Genomic DNA, 25,206 nt, shown 5'->3' with positions numbered 1-25,206 from the left:
CTCAGCAGGTAGCCGACACTGGAGACGTGAATCGACAGAACGATCTCGCCGCCGAAGGTGCGCCGGAGCAGGAGTTCAATCCGGGGATCGCGGCCCGGATGCCACGCAAGACAGCCGCCGGCGGCGCACTCATCCGCGACCACGCCGGCCGGATCCTCTTCCTCGAACCGACGTACAAGCCGACGCTCGACATCCCCGGCGGCATCGTCGAGTTCGACGAGTCGCCGTACGAGGCCTGCTGCCGTGAGGTCAAGGAGGAGATCGGCCTCGACCTGGAGATCGGCCGCCTACTGGTCGTCGACTGGGTCCCCGCCCACGGCCCGTGGTCCGACTCCCTCGCCTTCGTCTTCGACGGCGGCGTCCTGGACGACATCCCCCTCACCCTCGACCCCACCGAAGCCCAAGCCCACCACTACCTCACCCTCACCGAAGCAACCCCCCGCCTCCGCCCCTCCATGACCCGCCGCCTAACCCTCGCCCAACAATCCCTAACCACCGGAGCCCCGGTGTACGCGGACTTCGGCCACCCCATCTGAGTCGAGAGTGCACATCGCCCGCGCCAGACCGCGATGGGCCGCCCGCAGGGTGAGCCGGCTCCCGGGTGGCGGGAGCCGGCTCGCTGCGGACTATGGGAACTTCAGCCGCACGATGACGTTGTCGATCGTGGACGGTGTGCCGCCGTTCTTGTCGTTGTTGGTGGAGGTCAGCCACAACGCGCCGTCCGGCGTGCGGGTGATGCTCCGCAGCCGTCCCCACCGGCCGGAGAACAGCGCCTGCGGTGTACCGACCCCGGTCCCGGCCGAGTTGATCTTCGTGACCCACAACTGCTCGCCGGTCACACCCGCGATGTAGATCCAGTCGTTGACGATCTCGATGCCACTCGGCCCGGCCTGCGACGTCGACCACGTGCGCTTCGGCGCGATGTACCCGCCGCAGTCGCCGATCGTGCCCTCGCACGCGGGCCAGCCGTAGTTGCCGCCCTTCTGGATCAGGTTGAGCTCGTCCTGACTGTTCTCACCGAACTCCGCCGCCCACAGCTGACCGCGCGAGTCCCACGCCAGGCCTTGCGGGTTCCGGTGCCCCCAGCTCCATACGTACCGCGCGTTGCCGCCCGTGCTGTAGAAGGGGTTGTCGCTCGGCGCGCTGCCGTCCGGGTTCATCCGCAGGATCTTCCCGTTCAGCGAGCCCTTGTTCTGCGCGTTCCCGGAATTCTTGGCGTCACCAACGGTCGCGTACAGCTTCCCGTCCGGACCGAACGCGATCCGCCCGCCGTTGTGGTAGCGGTTCTTCGCGAGTCCCGTGAGTACCGGCGAGGACGTCGTACCGAGTTGCCCGTTCTCGTACTTCATCCGCACGATCCGGTTGTCGCCGGACGCCGTGTGGTAGAAGTACACCCAGTGGTCGCTCGCGAAGTTCGGCGACAGCGCGATCCCGAGCAGACCGCCTTCTCCGGTGGTCGTGACCACGCCCGGCACCTTCCCGAGCGTCGTCTTCTGCCCGGCCGCCGTCACCCGCAGGACCTCGAACCGGTCCCGCTCGGTGACCAGCGCGGACCCGTCCGGCAGGAACGCCACACTCCATCCGAGATCGACCTTCGCGATGTCCTTGTCGTACGCCGGAATGCCGCCGGCGCCCGTGGTCGCCGTACGGACGGTGACCGCATTGCTCGCAGCGGACGCGTTGCCGTCAGGGTCGCGGGCCTTCACCGTGAACGTGTACTCAGTGTTCGGCGTCAGCCCCGTCACGGTCGCGGTCAGCGAACCGGTCGACGCAACCTTCGTCGAGCCCTGGTACACGTCGTACCCGGCGATGCTCCCGCTGTTGTCGGCGGACGCATTCCACGCCAGCGACACGCTGTTCGCGGTGACGCCGGTCGAGTGCAGGTTCCCGGGCACGGTCGGCGGTTGCGTGTCGCCGCTGCCCGGCGTGGTGAACGTGACCACGTTGCTCTGCTGCGAAGCGTTGCCCGCGGCATCGAACGCGCCGACCGAGATGTCGTACGCCGTGTTCGCCGTCAACGTGTCGACGGTCGCCGACAGCGTGTTGCCGTCGACAACCTTCAGCACGTTGCCGCCGCGGTTGATCTCGTACCGGACCACGCCGACGTTGTCGGTCGCCGCGGTCCAGTGGAACGTCGCTGCGTTCGACTTGACGTCGCTGGCGGTCAGGTCGCCGGGCGCCGACGGGGGAGTGGTGTCGTCGGTGGTCGGGGTGACGGTCAGCTTGTCGGCGTTCGGTCCGCCGTCCGCACTGGTCGCGCGGGCGCGGATCTTGTTCGTGCCGGCGACGAGCTGGAGGCGGACGGTCTTGGTCTGCCAGGTCGTCCACGCGCCGGTGCCGGGGAACGTGATGCCGACGGCGCCGGGCTGCCCGTTGACGGTGAAGTCCATCGGCCGCGTGGCCGCCGTACCGTTCGCGTACCGCAGCGTCACATCGGCCGGGCCGGCCGGTGCCGTTACGGTCCACTCGACGTAACTGCCGACGAGGTTGTCGTAGTTGACGAAGCCGGTGCCGGTGTAGCCGGTGTGGTTGGACTCGACCACACCTTGCGAGACGGTGGCGTCTTCGGCCTGGTAGTCGGTGGCCGCCGCGGTCGCGGCCATGGTCACAGCTGGGGGAGCGCTGAGCCCGAGCGTGGCGACAGCCAGCGCGGTCACGGCCCAGATCAAGCGGGGTTTCATGAGGTCTCCTGGTGTTCCGGGGCGGAGGAGCTGCAGGGGACTAACTGTTAGGAAAGCTTCCTAATGATGCGGGTCAATGTCAACAGCGACCGCCAGGCCATCACAATGCAGCCGCTCCCGCCACGACGAGCGTGACGGGAGCGGCGGAGGGGCAATTGTGATGGCCTGGCGGTCCTACCCAACAGCAGCGAGCACCGTGGGACGGTAGAGCGTCAAGCCTTCCTCATCGACGACGGCGACCCGGATGGACTCCGGTGTGGAGTCCCGGTGCGGTACGGCGAAGACGGCGGTCGCCCGGCGGCCGTCGTACCTGGCGGCGTAGCTCACGAACCGCCAGTCCTCGTCGTCCCAGTAGTCGTGGATGTCGGAACGCAGCAACCCGTCGACCGCGCGGTACGCCGGGCTGAGCAGGACCCGCCGCTGCGTCGCGGCGAGCGGTGTGTCGTCGGACGCCGTACCGGCGTACGGGTGGCTGAGCCCGATCCGGAACCTCCGCAGCGGCAGCAGCCAGTACCGGTCGAGCTCGGCGGACAGCATCGCGAACGCCGCCGCCTCGACGACGAGCACGAGCACACCCGCGCCCGCCGACCACCACCCGGTCGTCGCCGTCGCCGCCATCACAGCAGTTGCCAGCAGCAACAAGGCACGTGCGATCGCCCGCGCTCCGACGGGTCTCGCCGACGCCTTCATGCATCCACAGGATGCCTCGGGTACGACGATCTTCGAGTAGATCAGGAACCCGGTGAAGCCGGCCGCCAGCGCCACCGCGGCGAGCGCCTCGACGGTCCAGACGGGCGGCAACAGGAGGCCCAAGGCCACCAACGCCTCGATCCCGGCAACCCCGCGGTACGCCGTGATCGCCCGCGTCTCGCCGACGAGTCGAGGTAACGCCGTACGCTCGGCCTGCTTCGGATCGGCGAACTTGCCGTACGACGACCAGAGCAGGAGCAACCCGATCAAGAGCGGCTGAGCAGCCGCCAAGGTGCCCATGTCAGTTCGACGTGTAGATGGTCGCGATGTCGATCTCGTTGGTCCCCGGTCGCCAGGCGCCGATCACCTGGGCGTGCCGGCCGACCTTGAGCATCGACAGGTCCGACACCGCGGGCGTGCCGTTGTACACGGCCGCGGTCGTGCCGGACTGCACGTGCCCGACGACCTTCTGCCCGTGGTGATCGAACTGGACGCCGTTGCGCCCGATCGCGGTGATCGCGACGGTCAGGTTGACGATGTTGACCCAGATCGCCTCGGCGGCCAGGATCCCGTCCGGCAGCAGTACGCCGCGCGCGTACAGGCCGTCGCCGATCCGGGCCTGGTCGATCGTGGTCGGGCGGAGCTTCCAGACACTCGTCACACCGGTCAGCTGGATCCGGTGCAGCCGGCCGTCGGATCCCTGTACCTGCAGGAGATCCTGGTTCCGGCCGGTGATCACACCTTCGGCGAAGTTCGGGTCCGGTTGGCCGGCGTCGGGAGACTGCGCGGCGAACGCGGCCTCGGGGGCGAGCGAGCCCATAGCGCTGGCGGCGACCAGTCCGGTCGCGCCGAGGGCCGCACGGGTGAGCAGCGAGCGACGGTCCATCGTTGTGGTCATCTCACTCACTCCTCAGCCGACGTCGATGTTCGCGGGGATCAGACCGGCGCTCAGGCTCGCGATCGCCGAGAACGCGGCCGGAGTGAGGTCGAGCAGGCGGTTGGCGGCACACGTCCCGCCGCAGCAGGCTTGCTCACCGCAGAACAGGTCGGTCTGCGGACCGCAGTCCGCGATCGAGGTGACGACCCGTTTGCCGTTGCACAGGTTGGTGGTGGCGTGCCGGAAACCGCAGGTACGCCGGGTCATTCCGGTGAACCCGCAGCGGTCCGGACGGGTGATCGCGAGACACGCGTCCGACGTATTCGGCCACGCGTGCTGGAAACTCCCGGAATTACACGTGCCGCAGGCACCGTGACCGGTGCTCGCGCAAGGTCCCCATGCGTTTCCGCAACAGAACCACGATGCTTCGCCGTTGAATCCGGCCATGACAGATTCCTCCAGGTCTAGGGGCGGTAAGACCTACTGGAACTCTTTTGTACTCCGATCCGGCGGAATCTCCCAGAGGTAATCGAAGAAACGGAAACTTTTTGCCTAGTGTTCGTGCGTCGAGCTCGTGCTGAGCTGCTGGCCGCGGAGGAGGAACCAGGCGACGACCGCGGTGGTCAGCAGGACGGCAGCGCCGACGCCGGCGGCGATGGAAACCCCGTGGGCAAAGGACTCTCGTGCCGCGTCGAGCAACTGAGCCGCAGCCTCCGGCGGAAGCTGTGCAGCGGCCTCGACCGCTCCACCCAGCGACTCGTGGGCCGCGGCAGGAGTGCCCGCGGGACCGGTGAAGTCGCGGTAGACACCGGTGACGATCGACCCGAGCACCGCGATCCCGAGGGCCGCACCGAGCTCGTACGCCGTCTCGGACACCGCACTCGCCGCGCCCGCTTCCTCCTTCGGTACGGCGGCCAGAATCACGTCGGCGGTGACAGTGAACGAGAACCCGGCACCCGCCCCGACTGCGAGCAATGCCGCACCGAGCAACGGATACCCGGTGTCTTGGCTGATCGTGGTGAGCGCCGCGAGCGCCAGACCGATCGCCGCGAGACCACCGGCCACGACCGCGCGCACCGAGAACCGGCGTGCCACACGCCCGGCGAGCAGACCGGCGACGATCGCACCGATCGCAGCAGGCAGCTCCGCGAGCCCGGCCTCGATCGGCCGCCGCCCCTGCACCAGTTGCAGGTACTGCGACAGGAAGAAGATCAGCCCCGAGAGCCCGAGGATCGTCAGCAGATCGGCCAGTACGGCGCTGCTGAAACCACGGCTGCGGAACAACCGCAGGTCCAGCAACGGGATCGGGAGCCGACGCTGACGACGTACGAAACCGTAGAGCGCGATCGCGCCGGCCACGCCCGCGGCCAGCGGGATCCAGTCGAACCCGTGGGCCGCGAACTCCTTGATCGCGTAGACGATCCCGATCATGCCGACCATCGACAGCACGACGCTCGCCAGGTCCCACGGACCCGGCTTGGGGTTACGCGACTCCGGCAGCAGCTTGGCGCCGACGACGACCAGCACGGCCATCACCGGCAGGTTGATCAGGAATACCGAACCCCACCAGAAGTTCTCCAGCAGTACGCCGCCGACGATCGGGCCGATCGCCATTCCCGCCGACGCCGCGGCGCCCCAGATCCCGATCGCGACACTGCGCTCCCGCGGGTCGTGGAACAGGTTGCGGATCAGGGCGAGCGTGGCCGGCATCAGCGTCGCGCCCGCGACCCCGAGCAGTGCTCGCGCCACGATCATCAGCTCGGCCGAGTTGGCGTACGCGTTCAGCACCGAGATCGCGCCGAACGCCGTCGCGCCGATCAGCAGGATGCGCTTGCGGCCGATCCGGTCGCCGAGGCTGCCCATCGACACGAGCAGGCCGGCGAGCACGAACGAGTACGCGTCGCCGATCCACAGCAGCTGGGTGCCCGACGGCTGCAGATCCTCGGAGAGGAACGGAGTCGCGAGACCGAGCACCGTTGCGTCGACCGCGACGAGGAGCACGGCCAGCACGAGTACGCCGAGCGCCAGCCAGCGCCTCGGCCGTGTGATCGCTTGCTGCTTCATTTCTCTCTCCGTACTGCGCCACCGAGCAGCAACTCGGTGACGTTCGAACTGAAGTCGTTGGGAGCCACCCGGCCTTCGCAGATGGCCCAGGCCGCGGAGACCAGCAGCCCGTAGAGCGCTTCGGTCAGCCAGACCGGGCTGAGGTCGATCCGGAACTCGCCCACTTCCTGACCGCGCCGGAACAGCGCGACCACACGCGCGTCGAGCCGGGTCCAGCCCTCGTTCTGCTCGTCGCCCTCGAACAACTGGTTCTCGGAGTACAGGAACGCGAGCAGTCCCGCGGCAGGTTCCAGCTCTCGCACCAGCCGACGTACGGCGTCCGCGGCCGGACCGTCATCGACGGCCGCTCTCGCCGCCGCGGCCTCGCACTCGGCGATGCCGAGCTCCTCGAGCGCCCGGACCAGCGCGTCCCGGCCGGCGAACTGCCGGTTCAGGGTCGCGCGGCTGATCCCGGCGGCCCGAGCCACCTCGTCCATGGTCGCCGAGGACTTCCGCATCAGCAGACTCGCGGCGGCCCGCAGTACTTGCTCCCGATCAACAGCCATGAGACGAGCATACCTCAAATGAGACATCAGTGTCTCATTGAGATCTCTAGCATTGGAGCCTGTATGCGGTATACGATCGCGGAGAACGTGTCGGGTGTGACCTGGTGAACGGTGAGATAGATCGGGACCCTATACACTTGCCACGTTTGTGGAGGGGAGTATCCCGCCACGGCAGCGTCGTCATCACGGGAGGCCTGGACGGCCGAACCGGTGCTGCCGGCCCGGACTGGTTCAGTACGAGATCAGCCGGGTGGGAGAGACCTCCGGACCAAGCCAGCTGTTCGCCGACGTCCGGAGGTTCGTCATGGTCTCTGTCATGTCCCCTGCCGTCTGGGTGCTGACGATCGCCGGGTTGCTCGCGATCGTCGCGTTCGACCTGATCGTGATCGCGCGCCGCAACCACACCGTGACGATCAAGGACGCGACCCGCTGGGTGCTGTTCTACGTCGGCCTGGCCGGGCTGTTCGCGCTCGGGCTGTTCCTGTTCAGCCCCGGGCAGTCGGGCAGCGAGTTCGTCGCCGGGTACATCACCGAGTACAGCCTGAGCGTCGACAACCTGTTCGTGTTCGTGATCATCATGGCGCGGTTCGCCGTACCGAGCCTGGCGCAGGACAAGGTGCTGTACATCGGCATCGTGGTCTCGATGCTGCTCCGGGCGATCTTCATCCTGGCCGGCGCGGCGGCGATCTCGGCGGCGAGCTGGGTGTTCTACATCTTCGGCGCGTTCCTGGTCTACACCGCGGTCCGGCTGGCGATCGAGGGCGAGAACGACGAGTCCGACTTCCAGGAGAACGTCGTGATCCGCGGGATGCGCCGGATCCTGCCGCTGCAGCACGACTATGACGGCGCCAAACTCGTCTCCAGGACCAGCGGCCGCCGGATGCTCACCCCGCTCGTGATCGTGATCTCCGCGATCGGGATGGCGAACGTGATCTTCGCGCTGGACTCGATCCCGGCGATCTTCGGGCTCACCCAGGACGCGTACGTCGTGCTGACCGCGAACGCGTTCGCGCTGATGGGCCTGCGGCAGCTGTACTTCCTGATCGGCGGCCTGCTGGAGCGGATCGTCTACCTGAACGTCGGCCTGTCGGTGATCCTCGCGTTCATCGGCGTGAAGCTGATCATCGAGGCGCTGCACGGCTCGCACATCGACGACATCGGCGCCATCCACCTGCCGCACATCGGCATCCTGACCTCGCTCGGCTTCATCGTCGGCACGCTGTTCGTCACCACGGTCGCCAGCCTGGTCAAGTCGGCCCGCGACAACCGCCGCGAAGCGATCCGCATCAAGATCGACGAGTGAAGGCCTTGTACCGCCGCGCAGACATAACCCCGAATTTCGGCGGGTTCGGACGCTGATTCCGGGGTTGTGCCTGCGTGCAGGTACCGTCAAACCACCTGCTCCTCGGTCGTACGGGCCTCCTTGAGCCGCAAGTACAACGCCGGGATCGGCAGCCAGATCAGCGCGGACGCGAGCAGTGCGCCGCGCAACGACGTACGGCCGAGGGCGCCGAGCGGTGGGCCGCCGACGACCTGACCGATCGCGTTCGCCTGCGACACCATCGAGATCACGGTCGCCCGGGAACGGGAGTCGACGTGCCGGTTCAGCCAGGCGGAGTGGATCGGACTCGTGACGGTGTCGGCGATCTGCCGCAGCCAGAGCGCCGCGAGCGCGAGCCAGAAGTGCCCGGCGAACGCGAACAGGAACATGCCGAGGACGTCCAGGGCGGCGAGCGTGGCGAGGATGCCGGTCGGGTGCGAGGCCTGGAGGCGTTGGGCGGAGAAGCGATTCAGCAGCAGGGACGCGCCCAGCGAGAGGACGGTGCCGGCCAGCGCCAGGGCGGTGAACCAGAGCGCCGGGTCCGACGTACCGAACAGGTTCGGGAAGTCGAAGGTCAAGAGCTTCACTGTCCACAGCCGGTCGAACGCCTCACTGGACAGCCCCGCGATCAGGCTGATGACCACCAGTGTCCGTACGACGGGACGCCGCCGGGCGACCGCCAGACCGTGCATGAACGTCTCGGCCATTTGCCGAAACGTCTCGCGCTCCTCGCGCGGCGTGCGATGGAAGTTCTGCTCACGCATGAACAGCGCGAGCAGCAGGCCGAGCAGCATCGTCCCGGCGCCCGAGAGCACCATCGGCAACGGCAGGCTGATGAGTCCGAGAGCGCCGGCGGTGACCGTGCCGGCGATCTGTGCGGCCAGCTCGAACTGCTGCGCACGGACGAACACCCGGCCGGCCCGTTCGGTGCCGATCTCGTCGGTGATCCAGGCCTGGTCGGCGCCGGACGTGAACGTGTAGCCGACACCCCACAGCACCTGCGCGGCGAGGATCGCCAGGAACGCGGGCACCAGGCCCTGGAGCAGGAGGCCGGCGCCGATCAGCACGAAGCCGATCACGATCGAGAGCCGGCGGCTGTACAGGTCGGCGACGATGCCGGTGGGGATCTCGAAGAGGAAACAGGTGAGCTCGAGCGTGGTCCCGACCAGGACCATCTGCAGCGGGTCGAGACCGGCATCGCGGACGTAGTAGACGAGGCTGAGCGTGAACGACAGAGCGGCCAGGAAGGACCAGGCGGCGTTGTAGACGTAGTACGTCCGAATGGGGTCGGCAGACCGGTAGGAAGACATCGCGAGTGGCTCCTGAAAGCGCGTGCGGGCAGGGCGAAGCGCTGACCGACTGGGTCAAACGCTTGCGTGGCGCACGGACGGCGGCAGAGCCGCGGTGGTGCGCTTTCAGGAGCGAGTACGCATGGCGAACACAGTAGGGGAGAAGCGGCGCGTCTGCCTTCGAATTAGCCGACCCCGGTTGGTGATCAGGGGTACCATCAGTAATGCCTGGCCCGGCCGTTCCCCCGTGATGGTCGGGTCAGGTTTCTTATCGGCCTTCGGCCGGCTTCCGGTAGCGCGGCTGCCGCTCGACGAGGCGGTAGCCGGCCCGTTCGTACAGCGCGACGCTCCCGGTCGGGTTCTCCAGCACGGTCCACAGCGACGCCTCCCGTACGCCGGACTTCCATAGCGCAGCGTGATTGGCCCGGAGCAGCGCCGACGCCGGCCGCGACCTCGTCCCACCACCGCATCCCGGTAGACCCGACCACGACCCCGTCAACGACCGCCCGCCCGTCCACAAATTCCACACGACCAACTATCCCAACCTGCCAGGATGAACGAATGGTCGCCTTGGGTGATGTGGTGGACGCATTGGGAATCGAGTCGACGCGAGTGGAACCGACCCGACCCGGTGACGAGGACTCGGCCCGCAACGGCAACTGGCATCTCTGGACCACCGAAGGCGAGCACCACATTCTCCGCTGCTACCACCTGCTGAGGACTGAAGAGGACCTCACTTTCGAGACCCAGGTGCTCGATCACCTCACAGCCCGCGGATGGTGCGTCCCGGCGCGGATCGCCGGCCCGATCCGGTACGACGGGCGCCTCTGGGCAGTCACCCGCTTCGTGCCAGGCCAACCCCACCAGGACGAGACCGCAGCGCAGCAGGCCGAGCGCGGCGAGGTGCTCGCCCGGCTGCACGCCGATCTGGGCGACCTCGACCTCGGCTCGCGGCCCGGGTTCTTCCAGGCCGCGGACCTGGACGCGATGGGGGAGTTCCAAGGCTGGGACCGCGGCGTCGAACTGCTCCGCGAGCAGCGGCCCGACCTTGCCGACCGGGCCGCACGCGCGATGTACGGCGCCGAGGAGCTGGTGCGGGAGTACGACCTGTTGGGACTGCCGCAGACCATCGTGCACGGGGACTTCGCGAGCTGGAACCTGCACTTCGACGACGACGGTCGTCTCGCCGGGGTGATCGACTTCGATCTGTGTCACCTGGACAGTCGTGTCTGGGAATTGGTGATTGCCCGGACGGGGCCGGAGTTGCTGGGTGGTTATCAGCGGGCCGCGGCCGATCCGCTCGACGGGCATGAGCTGGCTGCGATCGGGCCGTTGCGGGTTGTGTTCCGGGTGTTGATGGTGATGGCCGAGCTCTGGAACGGCCGGCAGGCGGGCTGTTTCGACGAGGCGATGATCGCCCGGCAGCTGGCCGCGGCCAGGTCTTGACATAGACCGTCGCCGGCAGGTTGACTGCGATATAGTTAACAGAAGAAATAAATTATCGATCGACCCGGTGCCGGTGGCTCAGAGCGACCCCGGGCGTGATCGACGGATGCCCGGATCCGATGGCGAGCCATCGGACCCTTTGTCGTTCCGTTACCGGTAGTTGCTGGGGGCAACGCCGGAAAACCCTTGCTGGCAAGGGATCTGAGCGCATCGGTCACCGTCCGGTATCGACCCGGGCAGGAAGTCTTCCGCTCCGCCGGGGTTGTGTGTCATCCTCCGGGATAGCGAAACCCGAGATCCTATCGGATATCGGTTCCACTCCAGCGCGTGAGGGAAAGGATGCGGAGTGAGCGCAACCTTCGAGGTGAAACCGGCACCGGTGGCACCGGCACCGCCGGCGGCGGCAACCGCCCGGAAACCACCGCGAACGAGTCGCCGGACCCAGGCCTGGCGCAGTCTCCGGCGGCACTGGCAGCTCTACCTGCTGGTCGTCGTACCGCTCGCGTACTTCGTGATCTTCAAGTACGTCCCGATCGCGAACGCGGTGATCGCGTTCAAGAACTACAGCCCGATCAAGGGCCCGTGGGGCAGCGACTGGGTCGGCTTCCGCAACTTCGAACTGTTCTTCCAGAACCCGGTGTTCTGGACCCTGGTGAAGAACACGTTCCTGCTGTCGGTCTACACGGTGCTCGCGAGCTTCCCGATCCCGATCATCCTGGCGATCGCGCTGAACGAGATCCGCAACGGACGGTTCAAGAAGCTCGTCCAGCTGGTCACGTACGCGCCGTACTTCATCTCCACCGTGGTCGTGGTGTCGATGACGATCCTGGTGCTGTCGCCGCGGCTCGGGTTCGTCAACGACGCGATCGGGCTGTTCGGCGTACCGTCCGTGGACTTCCTCGGCAAGCCGGACTACTTCCGGCACATCTACGTCTGGTCCGACGTGTGGCAGACCACCGGGTACTCCGCGGTGATCTACCTGGCCGCGCTGTCCGGGATCGATCCGGCGCTGCACGAGTCGGCGCGGATCGACGGCGCCAGCCGGCTGCAGCGGATCCGGAACGTGGACCTGCCGGGCATCATGCCGACCGCGGTGATCATCCTGGTGCTGGGCGTCGGCAACATCATGTCGATCGGGTTCGAGAAGGCGTTCCTGCTGCAGAACCCGCTGAACACCGCGCAGTCCGAGATCATCGCCACCTACGTCTACAAGACCGGTCTGCTGAACGCCGACTTCAGCATGGCGACCGCCATCGGGCTCTTCAACTCGGTGATCAACCTGTTCCTGCTGCTCGGCGTGAACTTCGCCGCCAAGCGCATCACCGGAAACGGACTGTGGTCATGAGCGTCACGTTGCAAGGATTCCGGCGTACGGCGGAGAAGCGGTCGGAGCGCACCACGATCGAGGAGACGCGCACCGACAGGATCTTCCTGATCGGCGTGCGGATCATGCTCTGGATCGCGCTGATCGTCGTCGCGGTGCCGCTGGTCTACATCGTCGCGAACTCGTTCAGCAGCCCGTCGGCGGTGAGTGCCGGCCGGGTGCTGCTGTGGCCGATCGAACCGAGCCTGCAGGCCTACAAGACCGCGCTCGGCGACCCGCAGATCATGCGGGGCTACCTGAACTCGTTCATCTACGCGGTCGGCGGCACGTTGATCAGCGTCACGCTGACGATCGCGATCGCGTACCCGTTGTCCCGCCGGACGTTCTTCGGCCGGAACGTGATCATGAGCGTGCTGATCTTCACCATGCTGTTCTCCGGCGGCCTGATCCCGACGTACCTGGTGGTCCAGGACCTCGGCCTGCTGAACACCCGCTGGGCGATGGTGATCCCGAGCGCGATCGGGGTCTGGCAGGTCATCATCGCGCGGACGTTCTTCCGGAGCACGATCCCGGACGAGCTGTACGAGGCGGCCACCATCGACGGTGCGAGTGACCTGCGCTTCCTGTGGTCGGTCGTGCTGCCACTGTCCAAACCGGTGATCGCGGTGATCGCGCTGATGTACGCGATCTTCCAGTGGAACAGCTACTTCGACGCGCTCATCTATCTCAAGGACCCCGGCCTGTACCCGCTGCAGATCGTGCTGCGGAACGTGCTGATCCTGAACCAGGCCGGCGGTCCGGCCTCGCAGAACCTGGCGCAGCAGCTCGAACAGCAACAGCTGGCCAACGTCTTGAAGTACGCGCTCATCGTCATCTCGAGTCTGCCCGTACTGATCATCTACCCGTTCGTCGCTCGCCACTTCACCAAGGGCGTGATGGTCGGCGCGGTCAAGGGCTGAGACGCCCACCTCCAGAAGGGAAACCCAGAAATGCGCTCATCCGTGAGCAAGGTCGCCGCGCTCGGCGTGGCCGGCGTGCTCGCCCTGGCGGCGTGCAGCTCGAACAAGTCGGACAAAGGGGCCGCGAACGAGACCTCCTCCGACGGCAAGGTGATCATCGACGCGTTCGCACCGGCCGACCCGTCCAACGGCACCAACCTGGACACCAACGCCGTCACCAAGCTCGTCAGTGACAAGTTCAAGATCCAGTTCCGCTGGCAGACGACGACGTTCGACGCCGGTCCGGCCAAGGAGAAGCGGCAGATCGCGCTGGCCAGCGGCGACTACCCGGACCTGTTCCTGCTCATCCCGTGGGTCGACGGCTTCACCCAGGCCGAGGTGCTGAAGCTCGGCCAGCAGGGTGTCGCCCAGCCGCTCGAGAACCTGATCAAGGACAACGCGCCGAACATCCAGAAGGCCCTGGACTCCAACAAGACGTTCAAGGAGATGTCGACGGCGCCCGACGGGCACATCTACGCGCTGCCGCAGTGGTCGGACTGCTTCCACTGCATGTACCCGGACAAGCTGTGGATCAACAGCACCTGGCTGAAGAAGCTCGGTCTGCAGGTTCCGAAGACCACCGACGAGCTGCGCACGGTGCTCGAGGCGTTCAAGACCAAGGACCCGAACGGCAACGGCAAGGCCGACGAGATCCCGATGACGACCGACACCCAGGACAGCAGCCTGATCGCGTACCTGATGAACGCGTTCGCCTACGACCCGGTCGGTGCGAACAACGGCGTACGGTCGCTGCTCACGCTGAACGGCGACAAGGTCGTCACGCCGGTGACGTCGGACCAGTGGAAGGAAGGCCTGAAGTACATCCGCGGCCTCTACAAGGACGGGCTGATCGACCAGGCCGCGTTCACGCAGAACGCGCAGGCGCTGCAGGCGCAGGGCAACAACCCGAAGGCCGTCGTACTGGGCTCGGTGCCGGTGCTGTGGCCGGGCATTTTCGTCCAGCTCGGCTCCAAGGACGGGCGGGACAAGCAGTACGACGCGGTGCCGCCGCTGACCGGTCCGGAGGGTAAGAGCTACACCGGCCTCAACTACCCGAGCTCGACCGGCTACACGTTCATGCTGACCAACAAGGCCAGCAAGGAGGCCCAGGTCGCGGCGATCAAGATGCTCGACTGGATCTACAGCGACGAGGGCCGTGAGGTCTCGCTGATGGGCCCGGAGAACGTCGGCTGGCGCAAGCCCAAGGCCGGCGAGATCGCGCTGGACGGTCAGCCGGCCTGGTACCGGTTCTCGGGCGACAAGCAGCCGAAGAACCTGTCCTGGGACGCGATGGCGCAGTACAACATCACGTTGGCGTTCCGGAACTCGCAGGTCGTGCCGAAGGACATCTACTCCTCCGACGGCCTGGAGCGGCGGCTGTTCCAGGCCACCAAGCAGTACGAGGGCCACGAGGACAAGGCGCAGTGGTTCCCGCAGACCTCGGTCTGGCCGGACCCGAGCCTGAGCGGTGAGCTCGCGACGCTGCAGACCAACCTGAACACCTACGTGAACCAGAACCAGCTGGCCTTCATCACCGGTTCGAAGAACATCGACACCGACTGGGACGCGTACGTGAAGGGGCTCGAGAGCACCGGCATGCCGCGGTACCTGGAGATCAACCAGCAGGCCTACGACAAGTTCAAGTCCGGGAGCAAGTAGTTGTCCCACCTCCTGTGGTTCCACACCCCTGCAGCAGACTGGTTCGAGGCGTTGCCGCTGGGCAACGGGCATCTCGGCGCGAAGGTGTACGGCCGGGTCGCCGACGAGCGGATCGCGCTCAACCTCGACGACGTCTGGTCCGGTGACGGTCCGCGCACGCTGACCGTCCCGGACGGGCCGGCGGTGCTGGCCGACGTACGCCGGTTGTTGCTGGAGGAAGGCGATCAGCTGGCGGCCACCGAGCGGACCCGCGCGTTGCAGGGTCCGCTGGTGGAGTCGTACCAGCCGCTCGCCGACCTGGTGATCCGGTCGGCCGGTACGGCGACGGAGTACCGGCGGACGCTCGACCTGAGCACCGGCGTCGTGGGCGTGGACTACACAGTGGACGGCACCCGGTTCCGGCGTGAGACCTTCGTGTCCGCGCCGGACCAGGTGCTGGCGTGGACGATCACGGCTGATCAGCCGGGTGCGATCTCGCTGGATCTGAGCTTGGAGAGCCAGCACCCGATCGCGGTGGAAGTTGCCGATGGCACCTATGGCGTCGTCGGTCGGGCGCCGTCGGATCTGACGATCGAGTACCGGGAGAGTCCGGACCCGATCAGGTACGAGGACGGGCGCGGGATCGGGTTCGGTGTCGCGCTGCGTGCCTTCGCCGGGGGTGGTGGCGTCACAACCTCGGCTGCCGGCGTCGCGGTCCGGGGTGCCGACCGCGTCACCATGCTGCTGTCGGCGGCAAGCACCTTCGAAGGCTGGTCGGTGCGGCCCGGCCGCGATCCTCTGGTCGCGTTGCAGGAGGCGGTCGCAATACTCGATTCGGTTGCCGTGGACAAGCTTCGGGAGCGGCACGTCGAGGATCATGCGGCTTTGTACGACCGGGCGTCGCTGGAGCTCGGCCGACCGGTGGACCTGCCGACCGACGAGCGGGTCGCGGCGGTCGCTGCCGGGGGCAACGATCCGGATCTGGTCGCGCTGGCCTTCAACCTCGGCCGGTACCTGTTGATCGCGTCCTCCCGCCCTGGGACGCAGGCGGCCAACCTGCAGGGCATCTGGAACCAGGACCGGCGGCCGATGTGGGCCAGCGACTGGACCAACAACATCAACACCCAGATGAACTACTGGCTCGCCGACCTGACCGGGTTGAGCGAGTGCTTCGACCCATTCACCGATCTGCTCGAAGGCCTGGCTTCGTCGGGCGCCGAGACGGCTCGGATCTTGTACGACGCTCCTGGCTGGGTGTCGCATCACAACGCGGACATCTGGATGGCGACCTGGCCCGTCGGCGGCGGCGGGGACGATCCGGTGTGGTCGATGTGTGCGACGTGTGGGGTGTGGCTGACGGCGCATCTCATGGAGCATTACCGGTTCTCAGTGGACGTGGACTTCCTGCGGGAGCGGGCGTACCCGGTGATCGCGGGTGCCGCGGAGTTCGTACTGGCGATGCTCGTCGACGATGGCGAGGACTTGCAGTTCATCCCGTCGACTGCGCCGGAGCATCATTTCGTGCTGCCCTCCGGTGCGAAGGCATCGGTCGACCTCACGTCGACGTACGACATCTGGCTGATCCGCGAGCTGTTCGCGAACCTGGTCGAAGCGGAAGGTGTGCTTGGGCTGAGCTCGTCGTTGGCCGAGCGCGCCGCGGCCGCTCGTGATCGGTTGCCTGCGATCCGGGTAACACCGGACGGACGGCTGCACGAGTGGCCGACGGACTGGGAGCCGTCGGAGCCGCAGCACCGGCACCAGTCGCATCTGTACGGTCTCCACCCGGGCGCCGAGATCGACCCCGCGCGTACGCCGGAACTCGCCGCGGCGGCTCGTGCGTCTCTGGAGTTGCGGACCGCGGGTGCCACCAACGGTGGTTGGACCGCGGCCTGGCTGGTGGCGCTGTGGGCGCGGCTGTTCGAGTCGTCGCGGGCCGTCGAGGTGATCCAGGACTACTTGGGCCGGCTCGTCTCGGGCAACCTGCTGCACCGCGACGGCGACATCTTCCAGATCGACGCCAACTTCGGCCTGACCGGCTGCATCCCCGAACTGCTCCTGCAGAGCCACACCGACGTCATCCGCCTCCTGCCGGCGCTGCCCGCGGGCTGGCCCGACGGCTCGTTCCGCGGCCTGCGAGCGCGGGGCGGCCTGTCCTTCGACGCCACCTGGCGCAACGGCCGCCTGGCCGAGGTCGCCGTACACGCAACCCACGTCGGCACCCACCGCATCGCCCTAACCCCCAACACCACCCTCACGATCACCCTCACCCCCGGCGAGTCCCGCACCCTGCCCCTCTGAGCCCCACTTTGTGCACCACATCCGCGCGCCCGACGCCCCGCCGTACGGACGTGGTGCACAAAGTCGCCCTCGACCTTCTTTGGGCACCGGCCAACCGTTTTCGGTGCGGCGAGATGGTTGGCGCGTGCTCAAAGTGGACCTGGTTAGGGTTGCCTTAGTTGGGTTGTTGTAGGGTCAGCGGCTGTGAAGAGGCTGATCGGGATTGTCGTGGCGTCCGCTGTGCTGGTGCTGGCCGGGTGTGGCGGCGGGGACACCAAGAGTGCGGACACCGGCGTCGGTGACAAGGAAGTGGCGACCGGCGGGCGGTTGTTCAAGACCGCCGACGCGGAGACCGCGAAACTCGGCTCGGACGCCGCGCCGGGGGCGTTCCCGCGGACGGTGAAGCACGCGCTCGGCTCGACCGACATCCCCGCGAAGCCGTCGCGGGTGGTCGTCCTGGACAGTGGCGAGCTGGACGACGTACTGGCGCTGGGCATCACCCCGGTCGGGATGGCGACGACGGCGGGACAGAGCGGCGTACCGTCGTACCTCGCCGACAAGGCGCAGGGGATCAAGACGGTCGGCGGGATCAGCGAGCTCAACCTCGAGGCGATCGCGGCACTGAAGCCGGACCTGATCCTGGGCAGCAAGCTGCGGGCCAACGACCTGTACGAGAAGCTGAGCGCGATCGCGCCGACGGTGTTCAGCATCCGGCCCGGGTTCCCGTGGAAGGAGAACTTCCTGCTGGTCGCGGACTCGGTCGGCGAGGAGGACAAGGCGACCGCGCTGCTGAACGACTACCAGAAGCGCGCCGACGAGGTGAAGTCGAAGGTGCAGGGTACGCCGACGATCTCGCTGGTCCGGTTCCGTCCCGGTGAGATCCGTCTGTACGGCAACCTGTCCTTCATCGGCGTGATCCTGAAGGACGTCGGCCTGCCGCGCCCGAAGATCCAGGACGTGCAGGACCTCGCCGTCGAGGTCTCCCAGGAGAACATCGGCCAGGCCGTCGGCGACTGGATCTTCTACTCCAGCTACGGCAAACCCGACACCACCGACGAGACCAAGGTTGTCAACGGCAACCTTTGGAAGTCCTTGCCCGCCGTCAAGGCCGGCAAGTCGGCCCGCGTCGACGACGAGGTCTGGTTCCTCGGCCTCGGCCCGATCGGCGCGATGGGCGTCCTGACCGACCTGGAGAAGCTGCTCGGCCCGAAGGGCTAGTTCGTTACCTGGTAGTGGAGGTGGACGACGCCGCTGGCGAAGCGTCGTTCGGCTGCGAGTTCCAAACCGACCTTGAGACCGTCGGGGAGGGCTCGCGTGCCGCCGCCGACGATGACCGGGACGAGGAAGAGGTGGATCTCGTCGACCAGGCCGGCCAGGAGAGCCTGGCCGCCCAGGTTCGCGCCGCCGATCGAGATGGCGCTCGGCGAGGACTGTTTGAGCTGGGTCACGCCGTCGGGAGTGAAGTCGCGTTCCAGGCGGGTGCGGGTGGTGGTGACCGCCGGCAGGGTGCGGGAGTAGACGATCTTGTCGGCGGCTCGCCAGATCTCGGCGTACTCCCGGCTCACCGGTGCCGGGTCGTCGGCGGTCTCCCAGTAGGACATGGTGGCGTACATCCGGCCGCCGTACAGATAGGTGCCGATCGGACGCTCGAGCTGGTTGACGTAGGCGTGCACCTCCTCGTCCGGCGCGGCCCAGTCGAACGAGCCGTTCGCGTCGGCGATGTACCCGTCGAGCGAGGCGATGGCCGAGTAGACGAGGTGTGCCATGAGCTCATCCTTCCGTGACCGGTAGCAGGTTGCGTTCGGCGAAGACCTTCTTGGCGACCGTGATCGCGTTGATCGCGCGCGGGAAGCCGGCGTACCCGGCGGTGTGGATGAACGCCTCCACGATCTCGGCCGGGGTGAGGCCGACGTTGAGGGAGGTCTTGATGTGCACCTCCAGTTCGGGTTCGCAGCCGCCGAGCGTGGCCAGGATCCCGAGGGTGACGAGCTGGCGTTGCCGGGGAGCCAGCGCCGGCCGGGAGTAGAGGTCACCGAAGCCGAACGCCACGATGTGATGCGCGAGCGCCGGGGCGATGTCCCCGAGACTGTCCATCACGGCAGGCGCGCCGCCGCCGTCGATACCGCTCAGAACCTCCAGCCCACGCTGGTACCGCGCCTGCTCTTCCGCACTGCCGATGTCAGGAGCCGTCATGTCCCGACGGTAACCGGTGATCAGTCCTGGACGCGGCCGCGGTTGGTGACGTGGATGTGTGGGGCTCGTTGGGCGATGGCGGTGACCAGGTCGTCGTACGGGAGGGACCGGGCGAGGATCTCGTGGGTGCCGGGCCAGGGGCAGGACGGGCCCCAGGCCTTCGTGCTGCGGGGGAGTGCGTCCTCGTCGACGAGCATGACCACCAGCCGCGGCTCCCACGTCTCTTCGCTGTCCTGGCGTTCGAGCCGGCAGACGCCGCGGATCTCGCCCCACGGGATCGTGCGCGGCTGCTCACCGCCGAGGTAGATGCCGGCCTCGTCCACGGTCAGCAGTACGTCGTCGGCGTCCTCCTCGCGGCGCTCCTCCAGCGCGGTGATCGCACCGACCACGAGCAGGATCGGCAGCCCGACCGCGAAGATCAGCGGCGTACCGCCCCAGCTCAGCCACACCGCCTCGAGCGGCTCCCGGATCGAGGCGCCCCGGATCGCCTGCACCACGACGATCGCGAGCGTCAGCGCCACCATCAGGCCGAACACCACGGTGCCGAGCGCGAGCGCGGTCTTCGTCGTACCGAGCCCGTGGCGCTTGACGACGAACGGCTCGGTGATCTGCGCTGACGGCATACGGGCATTGTGCGATGCGGTCACCCGAAGGCACCAGAGCTCTCATGGATTCCTCATCATTACGGTGCCGGACGATCGTCCGTACGGATGAAATCGCCGTACCTGACGGTGCACGGACTTTGGTCCGGCCCGGCCGTCCGCAACAATCGCTGCATGCCGGACCGCCAATCAGCTGTCGCCGCACGCAAACCGCCGCCGCCGAGCACCAGCGCGCGGCGGAGGAAGATGGGTGGCATGTGGAGGCGCGGCCGGGTGATCGCGGTGCTTGCGATCCTGTCGGTGCTGCCGCTGCTGTTCCACCGTTACGTTCCGAACTCGGTCGGCAACCTCGGCAGTCTGCTCGACACCTTCCTGCCCTGGGTCGGCCTCGCCGTACCGGTCCTCGCTGTCGCGGCTCTCGTACGGCGGTCCGCAACGGCCGGTGTCGCGCTGCTGGTCCCCGCGCTCGTGTGGGGCCTGATGTTCGGCGACCTGCTCGTCCCGGGCAAGGGTGGCGGGGGAGCGTACGACCTGCGCGTGCTGACGCACAACGTCGACGCCGCCAACCCGGACCCGGAGAAGACCGCGCAGGACCTGATCGCGGCCGACGCCGACGTGATGGCGCTCGAGGAGCTCACCGCGTCGGACCTGAAGGTCTACAAGGCTGCTTTCGCCAAGCTGTACCCGTACCAGGTGTCCCGCGACACGGTCGCCCTCTGGTCGAAGTACCCGGTCGTCGAGACCAAGTCCGTCGACGTCGGCTTCAAATGGACCCGTGCGCTCCGCGCGGAGGTCAGCACGCCGGAGGGCAAGGTCGCCGTGTACGTCGCACACCTCGCCTCGGTCCGCGTCGGCACCAGCGGCTTCACGTCGGACCAGCGCAACGACACGATCAAGGCCCTCGGCCGGCAGATCGCCGACGAGCACCTCGCGGGCGTGATCGTGATGGGCGACTTCAACGGTACGGCGAACGATCGCAGTCTCGCCCCGCTGACGGCCGGCCTCCGCTCGGCGCAGGGCGCGGCCGGCACCGGCTTCGGGTTCACCTGGCCGGCGAAGTTCCCGATGGCGCGGATCGACCACATCCTGGTGCGCGGCGTCACCCCGACCAAGGCCTGGGTGATGAGCTCGACCGGCAGCGACCACCGGCCGGTCGTCGCCGAGCTACGGATCTGACGCGATCCCCTTGCGATAGGCGTATCGCACCGCCTCCGCGCGGTGCCGGGCGCCGATCTTCGCGAACGTGTTGTTGATGTGCGTCTTCACGGTCGCCTCGCTGATGAACAGCTGCCCGGCGATCTCCGGGTTGCTCAGGCCCTGCGCGATCAACCGCAGTACCTCGGTCTCCCGGGCCGTCAGCCCGTCGCTGTCCGGGGAGGCTGTTGGCGTGAGCCCCGCGATCAAACGCTTCGAGACCTCGGGATCGAACGTGGACTGCCCGGCCGCGGTCGACCGCAGCGCGGCGCCGATCTCGGCGCGGCCCGCGTCCTTGGTGAGGTAGCCGCGGGCTCCGGCGCGGAGCGCGTTCGCGATCGAGGCGTCGTCGGCGTACGTGGTCAGCACGAGTACGGCGACGTCCGGGAAGTCGGCCGTGATCCGCGCGGTCGCCTGCGTCCCGTCCAGGACCGGCATCCGCAGGTCCATCAGCACCACGTCCACGTTGCCCCGGGCAACCAGGTCGACGGCTTCGACGCCGTTCGCGGCCGCGCCGGTCACCTCGACGCCGTCGATCAGCCCGAGCAGAGCGACCAGTCCTTCCCGTACGACCTGCTGATCGTCCGCGACGACCACTCGGATTGGGTCAGTCAACCTCTGCCACCACCAACCAGTCGTCGCCGTCCGCACCGGCTGTCAACGTCCCACCCACCAGAGCCAACCGCTCCCGCATCCCTGCCAGCCCAAAGCCCTCACCACTCGTCACACCCTTGTTCCGCACGGACAGCCGTACGCCGTCCTGATAAGCGAGTTGCACCTCCACTGCCTGACCAGGTGCATGTTTGGCCGCATTGGTCAGTGCCTCGCGAGCTGCACCGAGCAGGGCGACCGTGACACCGGAGTCGAGCCTCTTCTGCGCACCTGTGACGGACAGCCGCGCACGGGCTCCATGGTCCTTCTCGTGGTGCTCTGCGAGCTCAGCAAGCGCTGCAGGGAGCTCAGGCACCTCATCTGCCCGCAGCGCAGCTACAGCGTTCCGCGCCTCAGTCAGCCCCTGTACGGCGAGCCGGCGCGAGCGACGTACCCGCTCCAACGCACCGGCCGTGTCACCACGCTCATCCAGCAGCGCCTCGGCCACCTCGAGCTGAACGCTCAATGCGCCCAGCGAATGCGCCAGTACGTCGTGCAGGTCCCGAGCGATCCGCCCGCGCTCCTCCAGCGTGGCTGCGCGGGCGTGCTCGCTCTGGGCCAACCGGGTCTGCTCAAGCAGTTGCTCGGTCTGCCGCGCTTGCACCTCGTACTGTCGCCGGTTCAACCCGAAGGCGGTCAGGACGGCGGTCCAGAGCAGCTGGGAGAAGTACCAGGTGTCCGGCTGCCCGAACCACCACGCCGACCCCGCGTAGGCCGCCGCGACACCGATGCCGACAGCAACGATCGGCTGGTTGCCGCGTCGCCCGAAGTCGATCACGGCGATGTCGGTGATCGCGACCAGCACCAGGACCAGGGCGTTCGACTGCGGATAGCCCGCGATCAGCGCGTTGCTGACCGCGACGGTGGCTAGCAGTGCTAGCGACACGTACGAGCGAGCCGTCATCAGCACCGAGCCGACCACGAAGAGGGCGAAGGTCACACCGAGCACGACCCAGACCCACGCGGCCGCGGGGCGTGCGGTGGCCAGAACGGCGACCGCGACACCTGTGGTGAGCAGCCGGCCGACCCAGCCGCTCTCTCCGTGCGGACGCGGCGGCAGCAGCGCCTTCAGCTTCACTGGGTGGTGTACTCCTCGGCCATGTGGCTCGCCTTGCTCTGGATGATTAGCGACTGGGTCAACAGGTTCGCACCCATCGAGACCATCAGCGCGCCGCCGCCGGCGACCGTGGCGCCGAGCAGGTGGCCGAGTCCCGCGAGCCCGAGCCGGACGACCAGGTAGGCCACCATGATGCCGAGCCCGGGCATCCCGAGGCGGAAGAACACCTTCCCGGCGCGCCGCTCGACCTGTGCGACCCGGCCCGAGCCGACACCGGCGACGAGTGCGACCGCGGCGCCGGCGACGAGCAGTACGACGTCGACGACGCCGAGGCCGGTGTGCCGGTCGTACAGCTGGTAGACCCCGACCCCCATCAGCACGACAGGGCCGCGCCACACGTCGGTGTCGGAGTTCTCCAGCTCGGACCAGGACAGCCGCCGGGCGAGCACGGCCACCACGACGGCGATCACGACGAGTGCGTTGGGCAACGTTCCGAAGCTCATGCCACGGACGGTAGGTCTGCCGGTCTTTCCAGGGGACCGACCACGGGTGGAGATCCGGGTGGAGACCGGTCGACCGCCGGGTCGCCGCCTGTTTGATTGAAAGTAGGAGTAACGTTCCTGAGCGGTAACAACACGATCTGTCACACCCGGCGGTCCGGAGGCCCGATGCTTGCCCAACAATCCATCCTCAGACTGGATGCCACGGCGATCGACTACATCATCATCGCCCTGTACTTCGTGTTCGTGCTCGGCATCGGGTACCTGGCCAGACGCGCGGTGTCGAACAGCCTGGACTTCTTCCTGTCCGGCCGGTCGCTGCCGGCCTGGGTCACCGGCCTGGCGTTCATCTCGGCCAACCTGGGTGCGATCGAGATCATGGGCATGTCGGCGAACGGCGCGCAGTACGGCATGCCGACCGTGCACTACTTCTGGATCGGCGCGATCCCGGCGATGCTGTTCCTCGGCGTCGTGATGATGCCGTTCTACTACGGTTCGAAGGTCCGCAGCGTGCCGGAGTTCATGCTGCGCCGGTTCGGGAAGCCCGCGCACCTGGTGAACGCGATCAGCTTCGCCCTGGCGCAGGTGCTGATCGCGGGCGTGAACCTGTTCCTGCTGGCGACCATCGTGAACGTGCTGCTCGGCTGGCCGATCTGGGTGTCGGTGATCGTCGCCGCCGTGATCGTGCTCAGCTACATCACGCTCGGCGGCCTGTCCGCGGCGATCTACAACGAGGTGCTGCAGTTCTTCGTGATCGTCGCCGCGCTGCTGCCGCTGACCCTGATCGGTCTGCACAAGGTCGGCGGCTGGCAGGGCCTGGTCGACAAGGTGACCGCGTCGCCGGGCGGTAGCGAGCAGATGTCGGCCTGGCCGGGCAACGCGCTCAGCGGGTTCAGCAACGACTTCCTGTCGGTGATCGGCATCGTGTTCGGCCTCGGCTTCGTGCTCTCGTTCGGCTACTGGACGACGAACTTCGTCGAGGTGCAGCGGGCGATGGCGTCGAAGAACATGTCGGCGGCCCGGCGGACGCCGATCATCGGGTCGTTCCCGAAGATGTTCGTGCCGTTCATCGTGATCATCCCCGGCATCATCGCCGCGGTCATCGTGCCGGAACTGGCGCAGTTCAAGGCCACCGGCAGCGGCGAGGTCGACTACAACGACGCGATCCTGCTGCTGATGCGGGACCTGCTGCCGAACGGCATGCTCGGCCTCGCGATCACCGGTCTGCTGGCGTCGTTCATGGCCGGTATGGCGGCCAACCTGAGCTCGTTCAACACCGTGATGTCGTACGACATCATCGAGCGCTACGTCATCAAGGACCGGCCGGACGACTTCTACCTGCGGACCGGCCGGTGGGCGACCGTGGCGGGCACGCTGATCGCGATCGGCACGGCCGCGATCGCCTCCGGCTACAGCAACCTGATGGACTACCTGCAGCAGCTGTTCTCGTTCTTCAACGCGCCGCTGTTCGCCACGTTCATCCTCGGTATGTTCTGGAAGCGGATGACCGCGGCGGCCGGCTGGATCGGCCTGGTCAGCGGTACGGCGACCGCGATCCTGGTCTTCGTCCTGTCCGAGACCGGTGTCATCAACCTGCCCGGTCAGGGCGCCAGCTTCGTCGGCGCCGGCGCGGCCTTCGTGGTCGACATCCTGATCAGCGTCCTGGTGAGCACGGTGACCCGGCCCAAGGAGGAGTCCGAGCTGGTCGGCCTGGTGTACTCGCTGACACCGAAGGAGCAGCGCACCGAGGTGAGGCTCCGGGGTGACCACGGCTGGTACCGCAGGCCGGTCCTGCTGGCCGGCATCTCGCTGGCGATGACCATCGTCCTGAACATCGTCTTCGGCTGAGGGTCGGCGAA

The 25,206-nt window shown here is 67.5% G+C and carries 24 protein-coding genes; 10 read left to right on the top strand and 14 right to left on the bottom strand.

What is annotated here, in order from left to right; all coding sequences use genetic code 11:
* Positions 1 to 26: 26 nt before the first annotated feature.
* Complete coding sequence (locus E0H45_RS29000) at positions 27 to 536, top strand: NUDIX domain-containing protein (RefSeq protein ID WP_202872546.1); 510 nt, start codon at positions 27 to 29, stop codon at positions 534 to 536.
* A 90-nt stretch (positions 537 to 626) separates the two neighbouring features.
* On the opposite strand, the gene E0H45_RS28995 is transcribed toward E0H45_RS29000, so the two are convergent.
* From E0H45_RS28995 to E0H45_RS28970, 6 genes are all read right to left on the bottom strand, one after another.
* A complete protein-coding gene (locus E0H45_RS28995) occupies positions 627 to 2,681 on the bottom strand; it encodes a PQQ-dependent sugar dehydrogenase (RefSeq protein ID WP_131343106.1) in 2,055 nt (684 codons plus the stop codon).
* A 174-nt stretch (positions 2,682 to 2,855) separates the two neighbouring features.
* Positions 2,856 to 3,671: a MauE/DoxX family redox-associated membrane protein gene (locus tag E0H45_RS28990; protein ID WP_131343104.1), complete on the bottom strand. Its 816-nt coding sequence runs from the start codon at positions 3,669 to 3,671 to the stop codon at positions 2,856 to 2,858.
* 1 nt (position 3,672) lies between these two features.
* Positions 3,673 to 4,269: a cell wall protein gene (locus E0H45_RS28985; RefSeq protein ID WP_131343101.1), complete on the bottom strand. Its 597-nt coding sequence runs from the start codon at positions 4,267 to 4,269 to the stop codon at positions 3,673 to 3,675.
* Positions 4,270 to 4,281: 12 nt separating this feature from the next.
* Positions 4,282 to 4,515, bottom strand: coding sequence for a septal ring lytic transglycosylase RlpA family protein (locus E0H45_RS43410; protein ID WP_238155351.1), 234 nt, complete (start codon positions 4,513 to 4,515; stop codon positions 4,282 to 4,284).
* Positions 4,516 to 4,800: 285 nt separating this feature from the next.
* Positions 4,801 to 6,312, bottom strand: a complete 1,512-nt coding sequence (locus E0H45_RS28975) for an MFS transporter (RefSeq protein ID WP_131343097.1) — start codon at positions 6,310 to 6,312, stop codon at positions 4,801 to 4,803.
* Complete coding sequence (locus tag E0H45_RS28970) at positions 6,309 to 6,857, bottom strand: TetR/AcrR family transcriptional regulator (RefSeq protein WP_165546622.1); 549 nt, start codon at positions 6,855 to 6,857, stop codon at positions 6,309 to 6,311. The genes E0H45_RS28975 and E0H45_RS28970 overlap by 4 nt, the downstream gene beginning before the upstream one ends.
* A gap of 316 nt (positions 6,858 to 7,173) precedes the next feature.
* Here E0H45_RS28970 and E0H45_RS28965 point away from each other — a divergent pair, with 316 nt between their 5' ends.
* Positions 7,174 to 8,160 (top strand): TerC/Alx family metal homeostasis membrane protein, encoded by a 987-nt coding sequence (locus tag E0H45_RS28965; protein ID WP_131343095.1) that lies wholly within the window; start codon positions 7,174 to 7,176, stop codon positions 8,158 to 8,160.
* A gap of 86 nt (positions 8,161 to 8,246) precedes the next feature.
* On the opposite strand, the gene E0H45_RS28960 is transcribed toward E0H45_RS28965, so the two are convergent.
* On the bottom strand, positions 8,247 to 9,488 hold the full coding sequence (locus tag E0H45_RS28960; protein ID WP_131343093.1) for an MFS transporter: 1,242 nt from the start codon (positions 9,486 to 9,488) through the stop codon (positions 8,247 to 8,249).
* A 247-nt stretch (positions 9,489 to 9,735) separates the two neighbouring features.
* The gene (locus E0H45_RS28955; protein WP_131343091.1) at positions 9,736 to 10,002 is read right to left on the bottom strand and encodes an N-acetyltransferase; all 267 of its coding nucleotides are present in this window, start codon (positions 10,000 to 10,002) and stop codon (positions 9,736 to 9,738) included.
* 26 nt (positions 10,003 to 10,028) lie between these two features.
* Between E0H45_RS28955 and E0H45_RS28950 the strand changes: the two genes are divergently transcribed.
* The 6 genes from E0H45_RS28950 (at position 10,029) to E0H45_RS28925 (ending at position 18,368) form a co-directional block, all read left to right on the top strand.
* Positions 10,029 to 10,913, top strand: a complete 885-nt coding sequence (locus E0H45_RS28950; protein ID WP_131343089.1) for a phosphotransferase enzyme family protein — start codon at positions 10,029 to 10,031, stop codon at positions 10,911 to 10,913.
* A 346-nt stretch (positions 10,914 to 11,259) separates the two neighbouring features.
* Complete coding sequence (locus tag E0H45_RS28945; protein WP_131343087.1) at positions 11,260 to 12,258, top strand: ABC transporter permease; 999 nt, start codon at positions 11,260 to 11,262, stop codon at positions 12,256 to 12,258.
* Positions 12,255 to 13,196 (top strand): carbohydrate ABC transporter permease, encoded by a 942-nt coding sequence (locus E0H45_RS28940; RefSeq protein ID WP_131343085.1) that lies wholly within the window; start codon positions 12,255 to 12,257, stop codon positions 13,194 to 13,196. Before E0H45_RS28945 ends, E0H45_RS28940 begins: the two co-directional genes overlap by 4 nt.
* A gap of 30 nt (positions 13,197 to 13,226) precedes the next feature.
* On the top strand, positions 13,227 to 14,894 hold the full coding sequence (locus tag E0H45_RS28935; protein ID WP_131343083.1) for a type 2 periplasmic-binding domain-containing protein: 1,668 nt from the start codon (positions 13,227 to 13,229) through the stop codon (positions 14,892 to 14,894).
* Entirely contained in the window at positions 14,895 to 17,171 is a 2,277-nt protein-coding gene (locus tag E0H45_RS28930; protein ID WP_131343082.1) for a glycoside hydrolase family 95 protein, read from the top strand.
* Between the two features lie 183 nt (positions 17,172 to 17,354).
* Positions 17,355 to 18,368, top strand: coding sequence for an ABC transporter substrate-binding protein (locus E0H45_RS28925; protein ID WP_131343080.1), 1,014 nt, complete (start codon positions 17,355 to 17,357; stop codon positions 18,366 to 18,368).
* On the opposite strand, the gene E0H45_RS28920 is transcribed toward E0H45_RS28925, so the two are convergent.
* Genes E0H45_RS28920 through E0H45_RS28910 form a run of 3 tightly spaced genes read right to left on the bottom strand, consistent with a single transcriptional unit; the run spans position 18,365 to position 19,966 of the window.
* The gene (locus tag E0H45_RS28920) at positions 18,365 to 18,916 is read right to left on the bottom strand and encodes a dihydrofolate reductase family protein (RefSeq protein WP_131343078.1); all 552 of its coding nucleotides are present in this window, start codon (positions 18,914 to 18,916) and stop codon (positions 18,365 to 18,367) included. The two genes, E0H45_RS28925 and E0H45_RS28920, sit on opposite strands and share 4 nt — an antisense overlap.
* A gap of 4 nt (positions 18,917 to 18,920) precedes the next feature.
* Positions 18,921 to 19,343, bottom strand: coding sequence for a carboxymuconolactone decarboxylase family protein (locus E0H45_RS28915; RefSeq protein ID WP_131343076.1), 423 nt, complete (start codon positions 19,341 to 19,343; stop codon positions 18,921 to 18,923).
* Positions 19,344 to 19,363: 20 nt separating this feature from the next.
* Positions 19,364 to 19,966, bottom strand: coding sequence for a hypothetical protein (locus E0H45_RS28910; protein WP_131343074.1), 603 nt, complete (start codon positions 19,964 to 19,966; stop codon positions 19,364 to 19,366).
* A 225-nt stretch (positions 19,967 to 20,191) separates the two neighbouring features.
* On the opposite strand from E0H45_RS28910, the gene E0H45_RS28905 reads away from it, so the two are divergent.
* Positions 20,192 to 21,121 (top strand): endonuclease/exonuclease/phosphatase family protein, encoded by a 930-nt coding sequence (locus E0H45_RS28905; protein ID WP_420323353.1) that lies wholly within the window; start codon positions 20,192 to 20,194, stop codon positions 21,119 to 21,121.
* Here E0H45_RS28905 and E0H45_RS28900 read toward each other — a convergent pair.
* From E0H45_RS28900 to E0H45_RS28890, 3 genes are read right to left on the bottom strand one after another with little or no spacing between them, the layout of a single operon-like run.
* The gene (locus E0H45_RS28900; RefSeq protein ID WP_131343072.1) at positions 21,110 to 21,754 is read right to left on the bottom strand and encodes a response regulator; all 645 of its coding nucleotides are present in this window, start codon (positions 21,752 to 21,754) and stop codon (positions 21,110 to 21,112) included. The two genes, E0H45_RS28905 and E0H45_RS28900, sit on opposite strands and share 12 nt — an antisense overlap.
* On the bottom strand, positions 21,747 to 22,868 hold the full coding sequence (locus tag E0H45_RS28895; protein ID WP_131343070.1) for a sensor histidine kinase: 1,122 nt from the start codon (positions 22,866 to 22,868) through the stop codon (positions 21,747 to 21,749). The genes E0H45_RS28900 and E0H45_RS28895 overlap by 8 nt, the downstream gene beginning before the upstream one ends.
* Positions 22,865 to 23,350 carry a hypothetical protein gene (locus tag E0H45_RS28890; RefSeq protein WP_131343068.1) on the bottom strand — a complete coding sequence of 162 codons (486 nt, stop codon included), beginning with the start codon at positions 23,348 to 23,350 and terminating at the stop codon, positions 22,865 to 22,867. Before E0H45_RS28890 ends, E0H45_RS28895 begins: the two co-directional genes overlap by 4 nt.
* A 165-nt stretch (positions 23,351 to 23,515) precedes the next feature.
* On the opposite strand from E0H45_RS28890, the gene E0H45_RS28885 reads away from it, so the two are divergent.
* Positions 23,516 to 25,195, top strand: a complete 1,680-nt coding sequence (locus E0H45_RS28885; protein WP_131343066.1) for a sodium:solute symporter family protein — start codon at positions 23,516 to 23,518, stop codon at positions 25,193 to 25,195.
* Positions 25,196 to 25,206 lie beyond the last annotated feature (11 nt).

It is taken from the genome of Kribbella soli (assembly GCF_004331345.1).
GTDB lineage: Bacteria > Actinomycetota > Actinomycetes > Propionibacteriales > Kribbellaceae > Kribbella > Kribbella soli.
The sequence above is the reverse complement of the archived record's forward strand: the minus strand, read 5'-3'. Positions and strand labels throughout refer to the sequence as shown.

Coding starts and splice junctions, on each gene's coding strand:
- E0H45_RS28995 (WP_131343106.1), bottom strand. CDS start 2,681: ATGAAACCCCGCTTGATCTGGGCCGTGACCGCGCTGGCTGTCGCCACG.
- E0H45_RS28990 (WP_131343104.1), bottom strand. CDS start 3,671: ATGGGCACCTTGGCGGCTGCTCAGCCGCTCTTGATCGGGTTGCTCCTG.
- E0H45_RS28985 (WP_131343101.1), bottom strand. CDS start 4,269: ATGACCACAACGATGGACCGTCGCTCGCTGCTCACCCGTGCGGCCCTC.
- E0H45_RS43410 (WP_238155351.1), bottom strand. CDS start 4,515: ATGACCCGGCGTACCTGCGGTTTCCGGCACGCCACCACCAACCTGTGC.
- E0H45_RS28975 (WP_131343097.1), bottom strand. CDS start 6,312: ATGAAGCAGCAAGCGATCACACGGCCGAGGCGCTGGCTGGCGCTCGGC.
- E0H45_RS28970 (WP_165546622.1), bottom strand. CDS start 6,857: ATGGCTGTTGATCGGGAGCAAGTACTGCGGGCCGCCGCGAGTCTGCTG.
- E0H45_RS28965 (WP_131343095.1), top strand. CDS start 7,174: ATGTCCCCTGCCGTCTGGGTGCTGACGATCGCCGGGTTGCTCGCGATC.
- E0H45_RS28960 (WP_131343093.1), bottom strand. CDS start 9,488: ATGTCTTCCTACCGGTCTGCCGACCCCATTCGGACGTACTACGTCTAC.
- E0H45_RS28950 (WP_131343089.1), top strand. CDS start 10,029: ATGGTCGCCTTGGGTGATGTGGTGGACGCATTGGGAATCGAGTCGACG.
- E0H45_RS28940 (WP_131343085.1), top strand. CDS start 12,255: ATGAGCGTCACGTTGCAAGGATTCCGGCGTACGGCGGAGAAGCGGTCG.
- E0H45_RS28935 (WP_131343083.1), top strand. CDS start 13,227: ATGCGCTCATCCGTGAGCAAGGTCGCCGCGCTCGGCGTGGCCGGCGTG.
- E0H45_RS28920 (WP_131343078.1), bottom strand. CDS start 18,916: ATGGCACACCTCGTCTACTCGGCCATCGCCTCGCTCGACGGGTACATC.
- E0H45_RS28915 (WP_131343076.1), bottom strand. CDS start 19,343: ATGACGGCTCCTGACATCGGCAGTGCGGAAGAGCAGGCGCGGTACCAG.
- E0H45_RS28910 (WP_131343074.1), bottom strand. CDS start 19,966: ATGCCGTCAGCGCAGATCACCGAGCCGTTCGTCGTCAAGCGCCACGGG.
- E0H45_RS28905 (WP_420323353.1), top strand. CDS start 20,192: ATGGGTGGCATGTGGAGGCGCGGCCGGGTGATCGCGGTGCTTGCGATC.
- E0H45_RS28890 (WP_131343068.1), bottom strand. CDS start 23,350: ATGAGCTTCGGAACGTTGCCCAACGCACTCGTCGTGATCGCCGTCGTG.
- E0H45_RS28885 (WP_131343066.1), top strand. CDS start 23,516: ATGCTTGCCCAACAATCCATCCTCAGACTGGATGCCACGGCGATCGAC.